At 47.9% G+C, this 15,650-nt stretch carries 10 protein-coding genes and 1 other RNA gene; 4 read left to right on the top strand and 7 right to left on the bottom strand.

The window, feature by feature from the left end:
* Positions 1 to 473 precede the first annotated feature (473 nt).
* Positions 474 to 873: a transfer-messenger RNA gene (ssrA, locus tag ACT6NU_RS09915) on the bottom strand.
* Positions 874 to 1,013: 140 nt separating this feature from the next.
* On the opposite strand from ssrA, the gene ACT6NU_RS09920 reads away from it, so the two are divergent.
* On the top strand, positions 1,014 to 2,219 hold the full coding sequence (locus tag ACT6NU_RS09920) for an NAD(P)-dependent oxidoreductase (protein ID WP_445381514.1): 1,206 nt from the start codon (positions 1,014 to 1,016) through the stop codon (positions 2,217 to 2,219).
* Between the two features lie 9 nt (positions 2,220 to 2,228).
* Here the strand turns inward: ACT6NU_RS09920 and ACT6NU_RS09925 are convergent, their stop codons facing one another.
* The 4 genes from ACT6NU_RS09925 to ACT6NU_RS09940 all read right to left on the bottom strand — a co-directional run bounded on the left by ACT6NU_RS09925 (position 2,229) and on the right by ACT6NU_RS09940 (position 6,220).
* A complete protein-coding gene (locus ACT6NU_RS09925; RefSeq protein ID WP_445381515.1) occupies positions 2,229 to 3,344 on the bottom strand; it encodes an Sb-PDE family phosphodiesterase in 1,116 nt (371 codons plus the stop codon).
* Positions 3,345 to 3,556: 212 nt separating this feature from the next.
* On the bottom strand, positions 3,557 to 4,375 hold the full coding sequence (gene kdsA / locus ACT6NU_RS09930) for a 3-deoxy-8-phosphooctulonate synthase (RefSeq protein ID WP_445381516.1): 819 nt from the start codon (positions 4,373 to 4,375) through the stop codon (positions 3,557 to 3,559).
* 58 nt (positions 4,376 to 4,433) lie between these two features.
* Positions 4,434 to 5,156 (bottom strand): LytR/AlgR family response regulator transcription factor, encoded by a 723-nt coding sequence (locus ACT6NU_RS09935; RefSeq protein WP_445381517.1) that lies wholly within the window; start codon positions 5,154 to 5,156, stop codon positions 4,434 to 4,436.
* On the bottom strand, positions 5,153 to 6,220 hold the full coding sequence (locus ACT6NU_RS09940) for a sensor histidine kinase (RefSeq protein WP_445381518.1): 1,068 nt from the start codon (positions 6,218 to 6,220) through the stop codon (positions 5,153 to 5,155). Before ACT6NU_RS09940 ends, ACT6NU_RS09935 begins: the two co-directional genes overlap by 4 nt.
* A gap of 311 nt (positions 6,221 to 6,531) precedes the next feature.
* Here ACT6NU_RS09940 and ACT6NU_RS09945 point away from each other — a divergent pair, with 311 nt between their 5' ends.
* The gene (locus ACT6NU_RS09945; protein WP_445381519.1) at positions 6,532 to 8,934 is read left to right on the top strand and encodes a TonB-dependent receptor domain-containing protein; all 2,403 of its coding nucleotides are present in this window, start codon (positions 6,532 to 6,534) and stop codon (positions 8,932 to 8,934) included.
* A 130-nt stretch (positions 8,935 to 9,064) separates the two neighbouring features.
* On the top strand, positions 9,065 to 10,864 hold the full coding sequence (gene typA, locus ACT6NU_RS09950) for a translational GTPase TypA (protein ID WP_445381520.1): 1,800 nt from the start codon (positions 9,065 to 9,067) through the stop codon (positions 10,862 to 10,864).
* On the opposite strand, the gene ppgK is transcribed toward typA, so the two are convergent.
* A complete protein-coding gene (ppgK, locus tag ACT6NU_RS09955; protein WP_445381521.1) occupies positions 10,865 to 11,623 on the bottom strand; it encodes a polyphosphate--glucose phosphotransferase in 759 nt (252 codons plus the stop codon).
* A 170-nt stretch (positions 11,624 to 11,793) separates the two neighbouring features.
* A complete protein-coding gene (locus ACT6NU_RS09960; RefSeq protein WP_445381522.1) occupies positions 11,794 to 12,477 on the bottom strand; it encodes a cell division ATP-binding protein FtsE in 684 nt (227 codons plus the stop codon).
* Positions 12,478 to 12,631: 154 nt separating this feature from the next.
* Between ACT6NU_RS09960 and ACT6NU_RS09965 the strand changes: the two genes are divergently transcribed.
* On the top strand, positions 12,632 to 15,649 hold the full coding sequence (locus ACT6NU_RS09965; RefSeq protein ID WP_445381523.1) for a tetratricopeptide repeat protein: 3,018 nt from the start codon (positions 12,632 to 12,634) through the stop codon (positions 15,647 to 15,649).
* Position 15,650: the final 1 nt, after the last annotated feature.

Here is a 15,650-nt window from a genome sequence, read left to right on the forward strand (position 1 = left end):
AAGGAGATTACTCCGCTTCGCTCCGTGATCTCCTGAGTTCCAGTCCTGCGAATTCAAACCATGCCCTGGCATTGCCAGGGCGGTTTTGTGCTCCTTGTCCCCGCGCTCAAGCAAGCTTGGCGCGATTCTCTACTATTGAATTTTTTGAAAAGGAGATTACCCCGCTTCGCTCCGTGATCTCCTGAGTTCCAGTCCTGCGAATTCAAACCATGCCCTGGCATTGCCAGGGCGGTTTTGTGCTCCCTGTCCCCGCGCTCAAGCAAGCTTGGCGCGATTCTCTACTATTGAATTTTTTGAAAAGGAGATTACCCCGCTTCGCTCCGTGATCTCCTGAGTTCCAGTCCTGCGAATTCAAACCAAGCCCTGGCATTGCCAGGGCGGTTTTGCGTTTCCCATTCGCTCGCTTGTGCAAGCACAGACTCGCTTATGGAAACACAAAACCCCGCCGGATTCCCGGCGGGGTTTGTATTCGATCGTGGAGCCGGGGAGATTCGAACTCCCGTCCAAACAAGCAATAACGATGCCTTCTACATGCTTAGTTTCTGATTGGTTGTCGGTGTGTAACTGACCAGAAACCGCCTATTACACACTTAGCTTCTTTGGTTTTATGTCCCCGCCGAAGCTACAGAGACACTATGTTGACTTTTATGGTGCCCCCGGAAGGGTCGCCGTCAACAAGGGCTACCCGGGGACATTTAGCATTCCCGCCTTGCGGGACTAGGCCAAGACTTACTGTAATTCAGTCTTTTAGGCAGCTAAAGCGTAGTTAGACTCGCCATTTAAAAATGGTGAAATATGAGATTTACGAGCTGTATCCCAGCGCTCGGCATGCTTACATAGCCATTGGTCTCGCTGTCAAAACCAGTCGGCCCCATATGTTAAAGAACGTTTGAAGAAGAGCAAAGTTACACATTTATCCTGGTTTGCGACGGGCTTTAAATCCCTTTGTCTAATGTTTGCGTACCCTTACAATTCCCCTTAATTTTGAGCAAAATTCATACCAAATAAACTTTATGAAAATTGGCCTCATCCAGGAACGTAAAACTCCCCCGGACCACCGTACGGTACTCTCTCCGGCAGCCTGTCAAAAAGTCCTGAAACAATTTCCTGAATTAGAAATTTTGGTAGAACCTTCCACTATACGGGTATTTAAAGATGAGGAATACGAGTCACTGGGTATTTCGGTGACTCCTGATATGCAGCAATGTGATGTGCTTTTAGGTGTAAAGGAAGTGCCTGTGGATGCCTTGATTCCCGGGAAGAAATATTTCTTTTTCTCCCATACCATCAAAAAGCAACCCTACAACCGAGACCTCCTCCAGGCCATACTGCAAAAAAATATTGAACTTTACGATCACGAGGTGCTCACCAATAAATCAGGCATTCGCCTGGTTGCCTTTGGCAGGTATGCCGGGATTGTAGGCGCGTATAACGGGTTCAGGGCCTATGGCCTGAAATATGGCACTTTTACCCTGCCCAAGGCGGAAGCCCTTAAAGATCAACAGGATCTGATTTCCCACCTCAAAGGCCTGAAACTCCCGCCTTTAAAAATATTACTTACCGGAAGGGGTCGGGTAGGCAGCGGAGCCAAAGAGATGCTGGACGGGATGGGTTTAAAACAGGTTAAGGTACAGGACTATCTTGGAAAGAAATTTACCGTCCCTGTCTATTGTCAGATCGATGCTTCTTATTACAATAAGCGGAAGGATGGCGTACGCGGTAATAAGGCAGACTTTATTGCAAACCCGGAAGCCTATAAGTCAAACTTTTTCAGGTTCGCCAGGGTCACAGACCTGTACATTGCCGGGCATTTTCATGCAGATGGGGCCCCCTATCTGTTTACCCGGGAAGACGCCAAACACCCGGAGTTCAGGATTCGGGTTGTAGCTGATATCAGTTGTGATATAGATGGCCCTGTGGCTTCTACTATCCGGCCTTCTACCATTGAAGATCCTGTTTATGGATACGACCCTTTAACCGAATCGGAATCCGATTATAAAAAACCCGGGGTGATCGCCGTAATGGCGGTGGACAACCTGCCCGCTGAACTCCCAAGGGACGCCAGCGAGGGTTTTGGTGCAGCCTTTGTAAAGCATGTGATCCCTGCATTCTACAACGGGGATGCGGATGGGATTCTCCAAAGAGCTCGGATGACTTCAAAAGGCGAGCTATGCCCGGACTACAGCTATCTGCAGGATTACGTGGACGGAAAGGAATAATTAGGTCCCTTAGAGCTTCAAAGACCATTCAACCACCGGATGTTCTTTGGGAGCGCTATAAGCGCCCAGGGCTTTAAGCCTTAATTGAAGAGTTTCAATTTTTTCAAGGGTCTTGACATTCAGGGTATACTGCCCGCCTGCCGGAATCGTAAAAACAGGGGAGCTGCTGTAAAAGGTAAAATCCATTGCATTTTCGAACAACAGGTCACTGCTGCTATTGTTTTTAAGCACCAGCTTAAGAATAGTGGTCCCCGGAATATATTCTTTCTGCAGGATTTCCACAGAGGCCTTCAGCAAGGGTTTGAGAATTGCCTCCCTGCCTACCAGCAGACTGTTATAAACGGCAACCGTCCTCCTTTCGAAAAGGGCTTCTTTCAGGCTTTCCACCGATCGTTCCTTCGCAAAAACCAGCGTTACAGGACGGTGTCGATTATTTTCCAGATAGTCCCAGCTAATCAGGCCGTGAATATCGCTGGTACCGATAATGGTCAGGTTTTGTTCAAGGGCAATACCCAGGGCTTCCTCCGAATAGTCTGTGGTATTGATCACCTCGATGCCGTGTAATTCCCCTTTGCGGATGCGTTCTTTCTGGAATTCACTTAAGACGGGGTTTCCCTGAGGTTGCTGGCTATACCAGGCGGGATGGTTCCAGAATACAAAAGCACCTTGTTTTTTGGCTTCACTGAAAGGAACCTCTGCGGATCCGGCCAGAAGCGGGTTGGCGTCTTTTATAAAAACGGCATTGCTATGGCCCATGGGGGCCTCACGGGTAATCTCAGAGCCGTGAATGATAAGCAAATCGTGGTCTCTGGCTTCATTCCGGGCAATCTCATAGGATCGGTTCCGGTCGGGATGTGGAATATCAGCATTATGCGGCTGGTATTCCAGATGTTCTGTAAGGGAAATGGCATCGAGCCCTTCGCGCAGGGCCTCCATCACACGGATATCCGGCCAGACACTGCCGTCTGAAAAAACGGTATGCTGATGCAGGTCGGTTGTGAGGGTGAGATACCCGGGGATATCAGGGTAATTAAAGGGTTCACTTTGAAGATGTGTATGGCCCTGGCCGAAGGCAGGCAGTGATGTCAGAAGTGCGAGGCCAAAAATCAAACGGAGGTGTTTCATTTGTAGATGTATTAGTACAGTAAAATAAGGAATAGATCTTAATAAATAGGTATTTCAGGAATGCGCAGTTGCGAAAAAAATGCAGTCCGAGGGGCGTAAAAACGTCCGGTCCTTAAGGTTCAGATCAATTGAAGATATTGATGCCGATGTTCTTCTGGACGTGCTCAAAGAAGCCGAACTACTGATTCAAAACCGAAACCCCCGAAAAACATTTAGAATTCACTAAGCGTTTTCCTAATTGCTGATAGGCGCTGCATCAGCCCTTCCATCTGGTCCAGGGGTAACATATTGGCCCCGTCGCTTTTGGCATTGGCAGGATCGAAATGGGTTTCAATAAAGAGCCCGTCTACCCCGGCTGCTATCCCGGCCCGGGCCATGGTCCCGATAAGTTCCGGCCTTCCGCCGGTGACCCCGGAGGCCTGGTTGGGTTGCTGGAGCGAATGGGTTACATCCAGTACCAGGGGTGCATATTGCTTCATAACCGGCACCCCTCTGAAATCCACGATCAGGTCCTGATACCCGAACATGGTTCCCCGGTCCGTTATAATAGCCTGCTCGTTTCCGCTTTCCGTAACCTTGGTTACGGCGTGTTTCATGCTTTCGGGGCTCATAAACTGCCCCTTTTTCAGATTAACCACCTTTCCGGTTTCAGCCGCGGCCACAATCAGGTCTGTCTGCCGCACCAGAAAAGCCGGGATCTGCAGCACATCCACGTATTCTGCAGCCATGGCGGCATCGGATTCTTTGTGAATATCAGTTACTGTTGGGATTTGGAAGGTTTCAGATACTTTCCGCAGAATCTTCAGGGCTTTTTCATCCCCTATCCCGGTAAAGGAATCTACCCGGCTTCGGTTTGCCTTTTTAAAACTGCCTTTAAAAATATAGGGGATCTGCAGGCGGTCTGTAATGCCCACTACCTCGTCTGCTATGCGCAGGGCCATATCCTCTCCTTCTATGGCGCAGGGTCCTGCCAAAAGAAAAAAGTTTCCAGAATTAGCGTATTTCAGTTGCGGGATTTTATTGAGATCCATGGTAAATTGTGTTTTATCAAAGGTATGGATTTGCAAGAAAACGCCTTGAGCTTCCCCGCTACAAAATTAACTCCCTGATGCGGTCCAGATAACCACGGCTTACCCGTACGCGTTCTCCGTTTCGCATACGGATATCGTAACTCTTCCCGTACTTTTTGAGCTCCTGAACGGAACTTAAATTAATAATGGAAGAACGGTGGACCCGTACAAATTGTTTAGGATTCATTTTCTCTTCCAAAGCGGATATCCCATAGTTGCTCAGGAAGGTTTCATCGCCCGAATGCAATTTTGAATAGTCCCCATAAGCTTCAATCCAGTCAATTTCGCTGACGGCGACTGTCACCAATTTATTTTGTTTCTGAACCAGAACGCGTTCCGGGTAACTGGGCTGGTCCATAAGCAGTTTATCCGTAAGGGAGGCCATTGGTTCATTCCCTTTTTCCAGCTTGGCAATGGCAGTAGCAAAGCGCTCCTGTGTATAGGGTTTTAACAGGTAATCCACTGCGTGCACTTCAAAGGCGGAGAGGGCGTATTTGTCATAGGCTGTGGAAAAAATGATTTTTGGAATTTCTTCGAGGTGGGTAAGCACTTCAAAACCCGTCATCCCCGGCATCTGTACATCAAGGAATACTAAATCCGGTTTAAAACGATTGATTTCCCGGACCGCATCAACCCCGTTATTGGCCTCGGCCAGCAAAATAAATTCGGGGAATCCTTGCAGGTATTCCTTAATCAGTTGTCTGCCTGCCTTTTCATCGTCTACCAGGATTACCTTTTTCATAAGGCAAAGCGGATTGTTAGCCCCCGTGGGCTGTTATCGAGAAGTTCCAGAGTACTCTGGTAACGCTTCGCGAGGCGGATACGGGTGTTTTTTAACCCTATCCCTTTATCAAAAGCGGCTGCCTTGTCCGATATACCGATACCCGTGTCTGAAATTTCAAATCGAAGCTTACCTTCTTCTTTAAAGATGTATATGTGGATTGATCCGCCTTCAATGAGGCTGGATAGCCCGTGTTTTACTGAGTTTTCTACAAGGGGTTGCAACAACATGGGGGGCACCTGTTCATCCATCAGGGATTCAGCAACCTCTATATTTATCTTCAGGCGATCCTCAAAACGGGCCTTTTCCAAATCAAGGTATTTCCGGACAAATTCCAGCTCATCCCTGAGCGGTACCAGGTCTGTCTGGGAGGCTTGTAACTGGTATCGGAACAAGTCTGATAATTGTGCTATCATAGCCCTTGTCTGCTCATTTTCAGCCGGTACCGAGGCATTAATGGTATTGAATACGTTATAGAGGAAGTGCGGATTCAGCTGCGCTTTAATGGCTGCTAATTCACTTTGGAGAGCAGCCTGCCTCAGTTCCCCTTCTATGATTAGTTTGCGTTGGTTTTCTTTGTAATGTTCATAGGCATAAAGGATTCCAAATTGGATCAGGTAGAATAAAGCCGGAATGTAAATATCCCAAACTTGTCCGGTTCCCCCCAGGTGTCCCCATTCAAGGTATTCGGTAATCACATAATATACCTGCTGGGTGCTCAGAACAAATACAGGAAGGCAGCCCAGGGTCATTAAAATGCGGTTTCGCATTGACCATGTTCGCAGCTTTACAAAAACCAAATACCAGATAGGGATGGAGGCCAGAAAAAATAAGAAGTAATGAAGCCCCGAGGTGCGTACAAAATTTACCGGGTTCAGCAGATGGTCAAACAGACTTACATCCCGTCCATACCCGTTGAACTTAATCGTAATGTGGTAGAGGAAGGCAAAAACAAAGTAGAATAGTGCAATCCAGAGTATTTCATTCCGGGACAGTGGGATATGTTTTTCTTTTTTCGCAGACATGATTTCCAAATTAGTCAATTATTTGCTTTGTTCAAATACCCACCACAACCGTGCGCTTTTGTATTTATAACTGATTTTAGCAAGATCTGAAGGGCTTCGGATCAGCTGCCGCCCGATTACAGAAAGCTCCTCCCAATTTGATATTTATCAAAATTAGAAGGCCTAACTGACCTCGGCAATACGAAATCGACGAATCGCCCTATGAGGGGTTGAATGGGCAGGGATCCATTCATCAGTCTATAGGACCACTGGGCGAAATCCATTTAATACAATGAGATACCCTTAAGATATTTGGAGAAATAATTATGCTCATGAAACGCATTGTAATCTTTCTGACCTGCTTTTTGAGTCTTACTGTAGCAACTGCACAGCAACTCAGCGGGAAACTGATATCAGACACTGGGGAGCCGCTGGCTTTTGCCACCCTCAGTATTAATAAAGTGCAGGACAGCAGCCTGGTAAAAGCTACAATCTCTGAGGAATCGGGCCGCTTTACATTTAAGGGAATCCCACCCGGGGAATACTTCCTTGAAATCCGTTTGTTGGGCTTCGCAACCTCGCGAAAGGACCTGGAATGGAAAGGACAAACTACAGATCTCGGCATTTTGGAGATGCAGGCTGCAGCAGAAAACCTGGAAGAGGTTACCGTGGTGGCTGAGAAACCAATGATTCAGGTACTTGCAGACAAGACCGTGTTTAATGTTGAAAATACTATCAATGCCACCGGTTCCAGTGCCTTTGAATTACTGCGTAAGGCTCCAGGGGTGATTGTTGACAACAATGGGGGCGTGATCCTGGAAGGAAAAACGGGGGTGCAGTTCTTTATAGACGGGAAATTGTCTATCCTGCAGGGAGAAGACCTTATCAATTACCTGCAGAGCCTGCAGGCCACTGATATCGAATCTGTGGAAATCATTACCCAGCCTTCTTCCAAATACGACGCTGCGGGCAATGCCGGAATCATCAACATCAAACTAAAAAAGGACAAAAGCCTGGGGACCAATGGCACCATTACCTCCGGGCTGACCATCGGTAATTTCAAGCGCTATAACAATAGTGTCAATTTTAACAGCCGCGGAAAGAAAGGCAATCTGTACGGGACTTACAGCAACCGATTTGGCAAGAGTGCTAACTTTCTGAACCTGTTGCGCACCCAGGCCGGCACTCAGTTTGATGCCCGAACCCGCAGTACTTTTGATCAGAATTCAAATAACGTCAAACTGGGATACGATTATTACGTGAACTCAAAACATACCGTTGGTGCCATATTCAACGGGAATTTCAATAACGGTTATGGCATCAGTAATTCCCGAACCCCAATCTATCCTGTGGGAAGCGCAGAATTTGACAGTGTTCTGGTTGCCAATAACCGCACCTCCAACCTGTCTTACAATGTAAATGGAAACCTTAATTACCGATATGCAGATACCCTGGGGTACTCCCTGAATATTGACCTGGATTACGGAAAATACAACAGCGACCGTAACGCCTTTCAACCCAATGTGTATTTCAACGGGCAGGAGACCCAGATTATTTCTCAGCGCAATACCCGCCAAGAAACCCCAATAGATATAGACATTGTGACGGTCAAAGCGGATTACGAACAAAATCTCTTTGAAGGGAAACTCGCCCTTGGCTTCAAACTGTCTTGGGTACAAACCGATAATACCTTTGACTTTTATCGCATCGAGGGCGGGAACGAAATACTGGATACCGATCAGAGTAACCGCTTCCTGTACAATGAAAATATTTACGCCGCTTACATCAATTATAATTACAAATGGGAAAAATTCAACCTGCAGGCAGGGATTCGGATGGAAAACACCGTTTCAGACGGAAACCTGCTAAGCGAACAGGCCAATGCTAATAATAGGGTACAACGAAATTATACCAATTTCTTTCCTTCCGGGGGGCTTACCTACCAGCTCAACCGAAAGAATCAGTTCGCCCTCACATACAGCAAAAGGATACAACGTCCGAGTTATGTAAGCCTGAACCCTTTTGAGTACAGGATAGACGAATTGTCTTCCCGCCAGGGCAACCCCTTTCTGCAACCCCAATATACCGACAACCTGAAATTGTCGCATACCTACAACTACCGTCTGACCACCTCATTAAGCTACAGTAAGGTAACCGATTTCTTCGCCCAGGTTACGGTAGCAGAAGGGGATACCCAGAATTCCCTGACAACCCTGAATGTGGCGGAACTGGAAACAATTAACCTGGGCATCTCATACCCCAAGCAATTAAAGCCCTGGTGGAACCTCTATCTGAGCCTGAATGCTTTTATCAACGATTATCAGGCTACAAGCCCGGAATTTTTACCGGTAACCCAGGAAACCCTGAGCGCCTATGTACAGAACACATTTACATTGCCGGGAGACTTGCGGGTGGAACTCTCCGGGTGGTACAGTTCCCCTTCTGTCTGGGGTGGGACCTATCAGACTGCAGCCCTGGGGTCTTTAAACCTGGCTTTCCAGAAAAAGTTTTTCAAGGACAAGCTCACAGCCCGCCTGGCCCTGAACGATTTGCTCTACACCGTCCCCTGGAAGGGGACCACCCAATTCGGAGACCTGTTTATTGACGGGAGCGGGGGAAGTGACAGCAGGCAGATCGCTTTTGCTCTCACCTATGATTTTGGCCGCAGCGAAATCAAAAGAGCCCGGAAACGGCAAACGGGTCTGGAAGACGAAAAGAGCCGTATAGAGAATTAGTCTTACCTATCTGATAAACAATAAAATAGCCTGTATTTCCATTTCAGGGTCTTCAGCCAGTTTTTATTTTGGTGCGGGCAGAACAAGCTGAGGTATTTTAACCTATCTTTGCGCGCTCAAAATCAGCACTATGGCCGATATCAAAAACATTGCAATCATTGCCCACGTAGACCACGGGAAAACCACCCTGGTGGATAAGATTCTGCATTACTGTCAGCTCTTCAGGGAGAACGAACAGACTGGAGAACTTATCCTGGATAACAATGACCTGGAACGCGAACGCGGGATTACCATCGTTTCCAAAAACGTCTCAGTATCCTATAAGGATACCAAAATCAACATCATTGATACTCCCGGCCACGCCGATTTCGGCGGGGAAGTGGAGCGGGTGCTCAATATGGCTGATGGGGTGCTTTTACTGGTGGATGCCTTTGAAGGCCCTATGCCGCAAACGCGTTTCGTTTTGCAGAAAGCCCTGAGTATGGGCCTCAAACCCTGTGTTGTGATCAACAAAGTGGACAAGCCCAACTGTACTCCTGAAGAGGTGCATGAGAAGGTTTTCGACCTGATGTTTGAACTGGGGGCTGAGGAATGGCAATTGGATTTTCCGGTTGTGTACGGATCTGCCAAGGAAAACTGGATGTCTGAAGACTGGAAAACTCCATCCGACAATATCGCTCCGCTGCTGGAAATGGTGCTGGATCACATTCCCACCTTTAACCCGGAGGCAGGTACCACCCAGATGCTGATTACTTCCCTGGACTATTCTTCCTTTACCGGGAGAATTGCCATTGGCCGCCTGCAAAGGGGCCCGTTGTCCGAAGGGCAACAGATCACGCTGGTCAAGAGGGATGGAAAAATGATTAAGTCCAGGATCAAGGAGTTGTATACCTTCGAAGGTTTGGGACGGACCCGGGTAAAAACCCTTAAAACGGGAGATATCGGGGCCCTTATTGGCCTGGAAGGTTTTGATATCGGGGATACTATTGCAGATGCCGAGGCTCCGGAAGCCCTGGGTTCAATTGCAATAGACGAGCCCACCATGAGTATGTTGTTTACGATTAACGACAGTCCTTTCTTTGGGAAGGATGGAAAGTTTGTTACTTCCAGGCACCTGAAAGAAAGGCTGGAACGGGAATTGGAAAAAAACCTGGCACTGCGGGTAGAACCCACAGACAGTGCAGACAAGTTTATGGTATTCGGTCGCGGGGTGCTTCACCTCTCCGTGCTCATTGAAACGATGAGAAGGGAAGGCTACGAATTGCAGATCGGGCAGCCACAGGTTATTATCAAGACCATTGACGGACAAAAATGCGAACCGGTGGAGGAACTGACCATAGACCTGCCCGAGGAAGTATCCGGCAGGGCTGTTGAAATGGTTGCCCTGCGCAAAGGGGAAATGACGAAAATGGAAGCCCGCGGAGACCGCATGGTTTGTGAATTTGTGATCCCCTCCCGTGGGATCATCGGCCTGAGGAACCAACTGCTTACCGCTACTGCCGGGGAGGCGATTATGGCCCACCGTTTTTTAGAATACCAGCCGATGAAGGGGGATATCCCGCAACGGCAGAACGGATCACTGGTATCCATGGAGAATGGAAAAGCCATCCCTTATTCTATAGACAAACTACAGGAAAGGGGTCGTTTCTTTATCGATCCGGGAGAAGATATCTACGAAGGGCAGATTATCGGGGAGAATTCCCGTGGAGACGATATGGTGGTCAATGTAACCAAAACCAAAAAGCTGACCAATGTACGGGCCGCCGGGTCTGACGATAAGTCCAAAATTGTCCCTGCCGTTAAATTTTCGCTCGAAGAGGCTCTGGAATATATACAAAAGGATGAATATGTGGAGGTAACTCCCAAACACCTCCGGCTGCGTAAAATTTTCCTCAAGGAGACTGATCGCAAACGCAATAAGGCTGATTGATCAGGCCTCGTTAAGCTCGGGGTGGTCCACCAGACAGGCGGTTGCCGCCCCTATAATTCCGGCATGGTTTTGCAGTCCGGCAGGAATTACCGGGGTTTCGATGGTAATGTACTCCTTGTACTCTTCAAAATCCTTGGAGGTCCCTCCCCCGAGAATAATGGTGTCCGGAGCCACTAAAAGTTCAACCAGTTCCAGAAATTTGTTGAAGCGCTTCCCCCATTTTTTAAAGGACAGTTCTTCTTTCTCCTTGGCCGATGCCGCAGCCCAGCTTTCGATTTTAGAATACTTTTTATAGGGGATTTGCCCGAGTTCAAAGTTTGGAATTAACCGACCGTCCAAAAAAGCACCACTTCCCAGTCCGGTCCCGATGGTGATCATCACCACAAAGCCTTCCATGTCCTTTCCGATTCCGTAGTTCATGGCGGCATACCCGGCTGCGTCGGCATCGTTAATCACTGTAAAATCATTTCCTGAGGCTTCTCCGAAAAGCTTGGCAACATCTTTGCCAACCCAGGATTTGTGGAGGTTGCCCTTGGATTTGCAAACCCCTTTTTTGATAACAGAGGGGAAACCGCAGCCCACCGGGCCTTTATAATCGAAATGCTTTACGATCTGGGCAACCACATCGGCCATTTCTTCCGGTTTCCTGGATTTGGGCGTCGGGATCCTGAAACGCTCCGTAAGCATTTCACCGGTTTCCATATGTACGAGGGCACCTTTAATGCCCGATCCGCCTACATCAATTCCAAGTACTTCCATGGTTTATATTTCATTTTGCCCCGCAAATTAGTGAAAAAGTTCGGGACTGATTTCAATGCCTCAGCAGATTCTGTCTAGACCCTTTTATCTCTCATGGTTAATGGGTATTTGAGCCTTGTAGTACAGGGAGTTTGTGAGTTTACACCAGGCCGCAAGGGTGCTTAAAATGATTAACCGGCCTTCTGAATCACTTCAAATACCTTGTTTCCATCACATTTCAGTGTTTTTGAAGGGTATTTCAGGATCAGTGCATAATCGTGGGTGGCCATCAGGATGCTTCTGCCAGCCTTGTTGATTTCCTGTAACACCTTCATGACTTCAACACTGGTCTGTGGATCCAGGTTCCCGGTAGGTTCATCTGCCAGTATCAGCTCAGGGTCATTGAGCAATGCCCTGGCGATGGCAATACGCTGCTGTTCGCCTCCGGATAATTCATGCGGGAATTTAAATCCTTTCGTTTTCATCCCAACTTTGTCCAGGACTTCATCAATTCTTTTTCCGATTTTTTCCGGGTCTTTCCATCCGGTCGCTTTAAGAACAAAATCCAGGTTTTTATGGACATTCCGGTCAGGCAGCAGTTTAAAATCCTGGAAGACGATCCCAAGCTTCCTTCTCAGAAAGGGGATATCCTTCTCCTGAAGAGTTCGGAGGCTGAACCCTACGATCCTCCCGTTACCCTCCTTAAGTGGGAGATCGGCGTAGAGGGTCTTCATAAAACTGCTTTTCCCGCTGCCGGTTTTCCCGATCAGATAGACAAATTCCCCGGGTTGAATTTCGAGGCTGATATCATTGAGCACCATATTTTCCTGGTGGTAAACTGCGACTTCCTTCAGGGACAGAACGGGTTCGGGCATAGCATTTTTTGTTGATATAAAAGTAATAAGTTCCAACGGAATGAAATGCATAAGGTCATAAATTTCCCTTAATTCGCAACCAGCTGCATACTTGTCAGCCACATTTGACGTTATTAAGTGAAATTCGGTTATTCTTCAACGCCAAGAGAACATTATGCGAAAGAAATTCACCGTCCTGCTGGCTATTGCCGGCTCCTTGTGTATGGGATTCGCACAGGAATCCATTGTGTACACCCACGAGCAGAAAACCTATCAGGACGCCCTTATCCTTTACAATAATAAACAGTATCAGGCAGCCCAGACCCTTTTTGAGAAGGTCTTGCAGCAAAGTTCGGACCCGGAAACCAAAGCAAATAGCGCCTACTATGTTGCAAATGCCGCGGTAAGGCTGAACCAACTGGGGGCAGACCGGCTGATGGAAGATTTTGTGGAACGCTACCCTACATCTGTAAAGCGGAATTCCGCCTTTATGGATGTTGCCGATTATTATTTTGAAAATGGTCGTTACCCCTACGCCATGAAGTGGTACGGGAAGGTAGACCAAAGCTCTCTTTCCAGAAAAGACCGGACCCGATTCGATTTTAATATGGGGTATGCCCTGTTTTCCTCCCGTAAACCCGAGGAGGCCAAGCGTTACCTGAACCGGGTAAGCAACTCACCACTCTATGGCTCTCAGGCCAAATACTACCTGGGTTACATCGCCTACCAACAGGATGATTACGAGCAGGCCAATGAGCGTTTTGATCAGATAACCGACCAGGAGGTGCTGGAAGAGAAACTCTCTTACTACCAGGCAGATATGAATTTCAAACTGGGAAATTTTGAGGAGGCCATTGCACAGGCCAAAAACCAGTTGCCCAAATCGGACCGGCGGGAGGTATCTGAATTAAACAAGATTATCGGGGAAAGCTATTTTAACCTGGGCCAGTACAGCAATGCCATTCCTTACCTGGAAGACTACAAAGGCAAGAGGGGCAAATGGAGCAATACGGACTATTATCAGTTGGGCTATGCCTATTACAAGCAAGAAGACTTTGCCAATGCCATACAGCAATTCAATAAGATTATAAACGGGCAGAATGACGTGGCTCAGAATGCCTATTACCATCTGGCGGAATGTTACCTGAAGCTGGAGAAGAAACAGGAAGCCCTCAATGCGTTTCGCAATGCTTCCCAGATGGAATTCAATGCCGAAATCAGCAAAGATGCCTTGCTGAACTACGCCCGTCTCAGCTATGAGATTGGCAATGCCTATGAGCCGGTACCCCAGGTACTGAGCAGCTATCTGGAACGCTATCCCAAAGATGAATACCAACAGGAAATACAGGAGCTGCTGGTGGATTCCTATATTACCTCCCGAAACTTTGAAGGCGCTATGGAATTACTGGAAGCCAACAAGGGGTTTGCCAGTAATACAACTTATCAGAAAGTAGCTTTTTACAGGGGCCTGGAGCTCTTTCTGGAAGAAGATTACCCTGCCGCTCAGGAGGCTTTCAGCAAATCCCTGAGCAGGGGAGACGATCAGTTGTTTAAAGCCAGGGCCCATTACTGGAAGGCCGAAACCGCTTATGCCCTTAATGACTTTGAATTGGCACTTACCGAATATGTACAGGTGCAACAGTTTCCCGGAGCCCGCAATCTGGGGGTTTTCGAAAGTCTGGATTACCAGCTGGCTTATACGTATTTCAAACTGAAGGATTATTCCAATGCCATAGCCTATTTCAAAAAATTCACGGAATCCGGCCCTTCCGGAGAGTCCAAAACGGATAGCTGGATGCGCCTTGGCGACAGTTATTTTGTAAGTAGTTCCTATCAACAGGCAATAGCTGCCTATGATAAAGCCTTGCGGGCCAATAGTCCGGAGCAGGACTACGCTGCCTACCAGAAGGCCATGTCTTTGGGGTTTTTGTCCAGGGGCAATGAAAAAATACAGGCGCTAAAGGATTTTATAAACAGCTATTCCAGGTCTACCCTTAAGGATGATGCCCTTTTCGAATTGGGCAATGCTTATGTACAGTCAGGGCAGGAACAGCAGGCCATTGCCGCATACGATCAATTGCAGCGGGAATACCGCATGAGTTCGCTGCTGCCTTCTGCATTGATGCGCAAAGGTCTCATTTATTACAATAGCAATCGCAACCAGGAAGCCCTGAAGGTTTTTAAAGAGGTGGCAGCCAAATATCCCAATACGGCGGATGCGGTTCAGGCCGTGGCCACTGCCAAGCTCATCTATATGGATTTAGGGCAGGTAGATCAGTACGCCAGCTGGGTTCGCAGTCTCGATTTTGTGGAGGTGAGCGATCAGGAACTGGAGCTTGCCAGTTATGAGGCCGCGGAAAAACAATGGATTGAAGGAAACAAAGATGCTGCAGCCCGCGGTTTTGAAAAATATCTGCAGCAATTCCCGGGAGGCATCCACAGTACAGAAGTACATTTTAAACTGGCTCAAATACAGTTTGCAGAAGGTGAAGCCGAAAAGGCATTGCCCCATTTTAAATACGCCGCCGATACGGGGCAGGGGGAAACGGCAGAACAGGCCCTTACCAGAGTGTGCGAAATCCTGGTATCCCGGGATGATTATCGCCAGGCAATGCCCTACCTGGAGCGGCTCGAAAATACAGCTGACATCCCGCAGAACCGAACTTTTGCTCAATCCAACCTGATGAAAGCTTACTTTGGAAGGAAGGAATATCAGAAAACGCTGGCCTATGCCGAGAAGGTTCTCGGCAGTCCGGCCCTCGATAACCGGATCAGAAGCGACGCCCGCATTATGATTGCCCGGTCGGCCATGGAATTGAAAGATTTTGAACGCGCGCGGGGGGCTTATAATGAAGTGCTCGAAACCGGGACAGGAGAAGTTGCAGCCGAGGCCCTTTATTACAGTGCGTATTTCAAGCGACAGGATGGGGATTTCGAAGGGTCTAATACCGCAGTTCAGCGCCTGGCCAAAGATTTTTCGGCCTACAAAAGGTGGGGGGGCAAGGGCCTGATCCTGATGGCCCGGAATTTTGCTGACCTGGAAGATGCTTTTCAGGCAACCTACATCCTGGAAAACGTGATTTCGAATTTCACCGCCTACCCGGAAATTACAGACGAGGCCAAAGAGGTCCTGAATCGGATCAAGGCAAAAGAGGCAGAGCGCAATTCGTCGGTTAACCCAAACGAGAATTAAG

This window comes from Robiginitalea rubriflava, assembly GCF_052540725.1.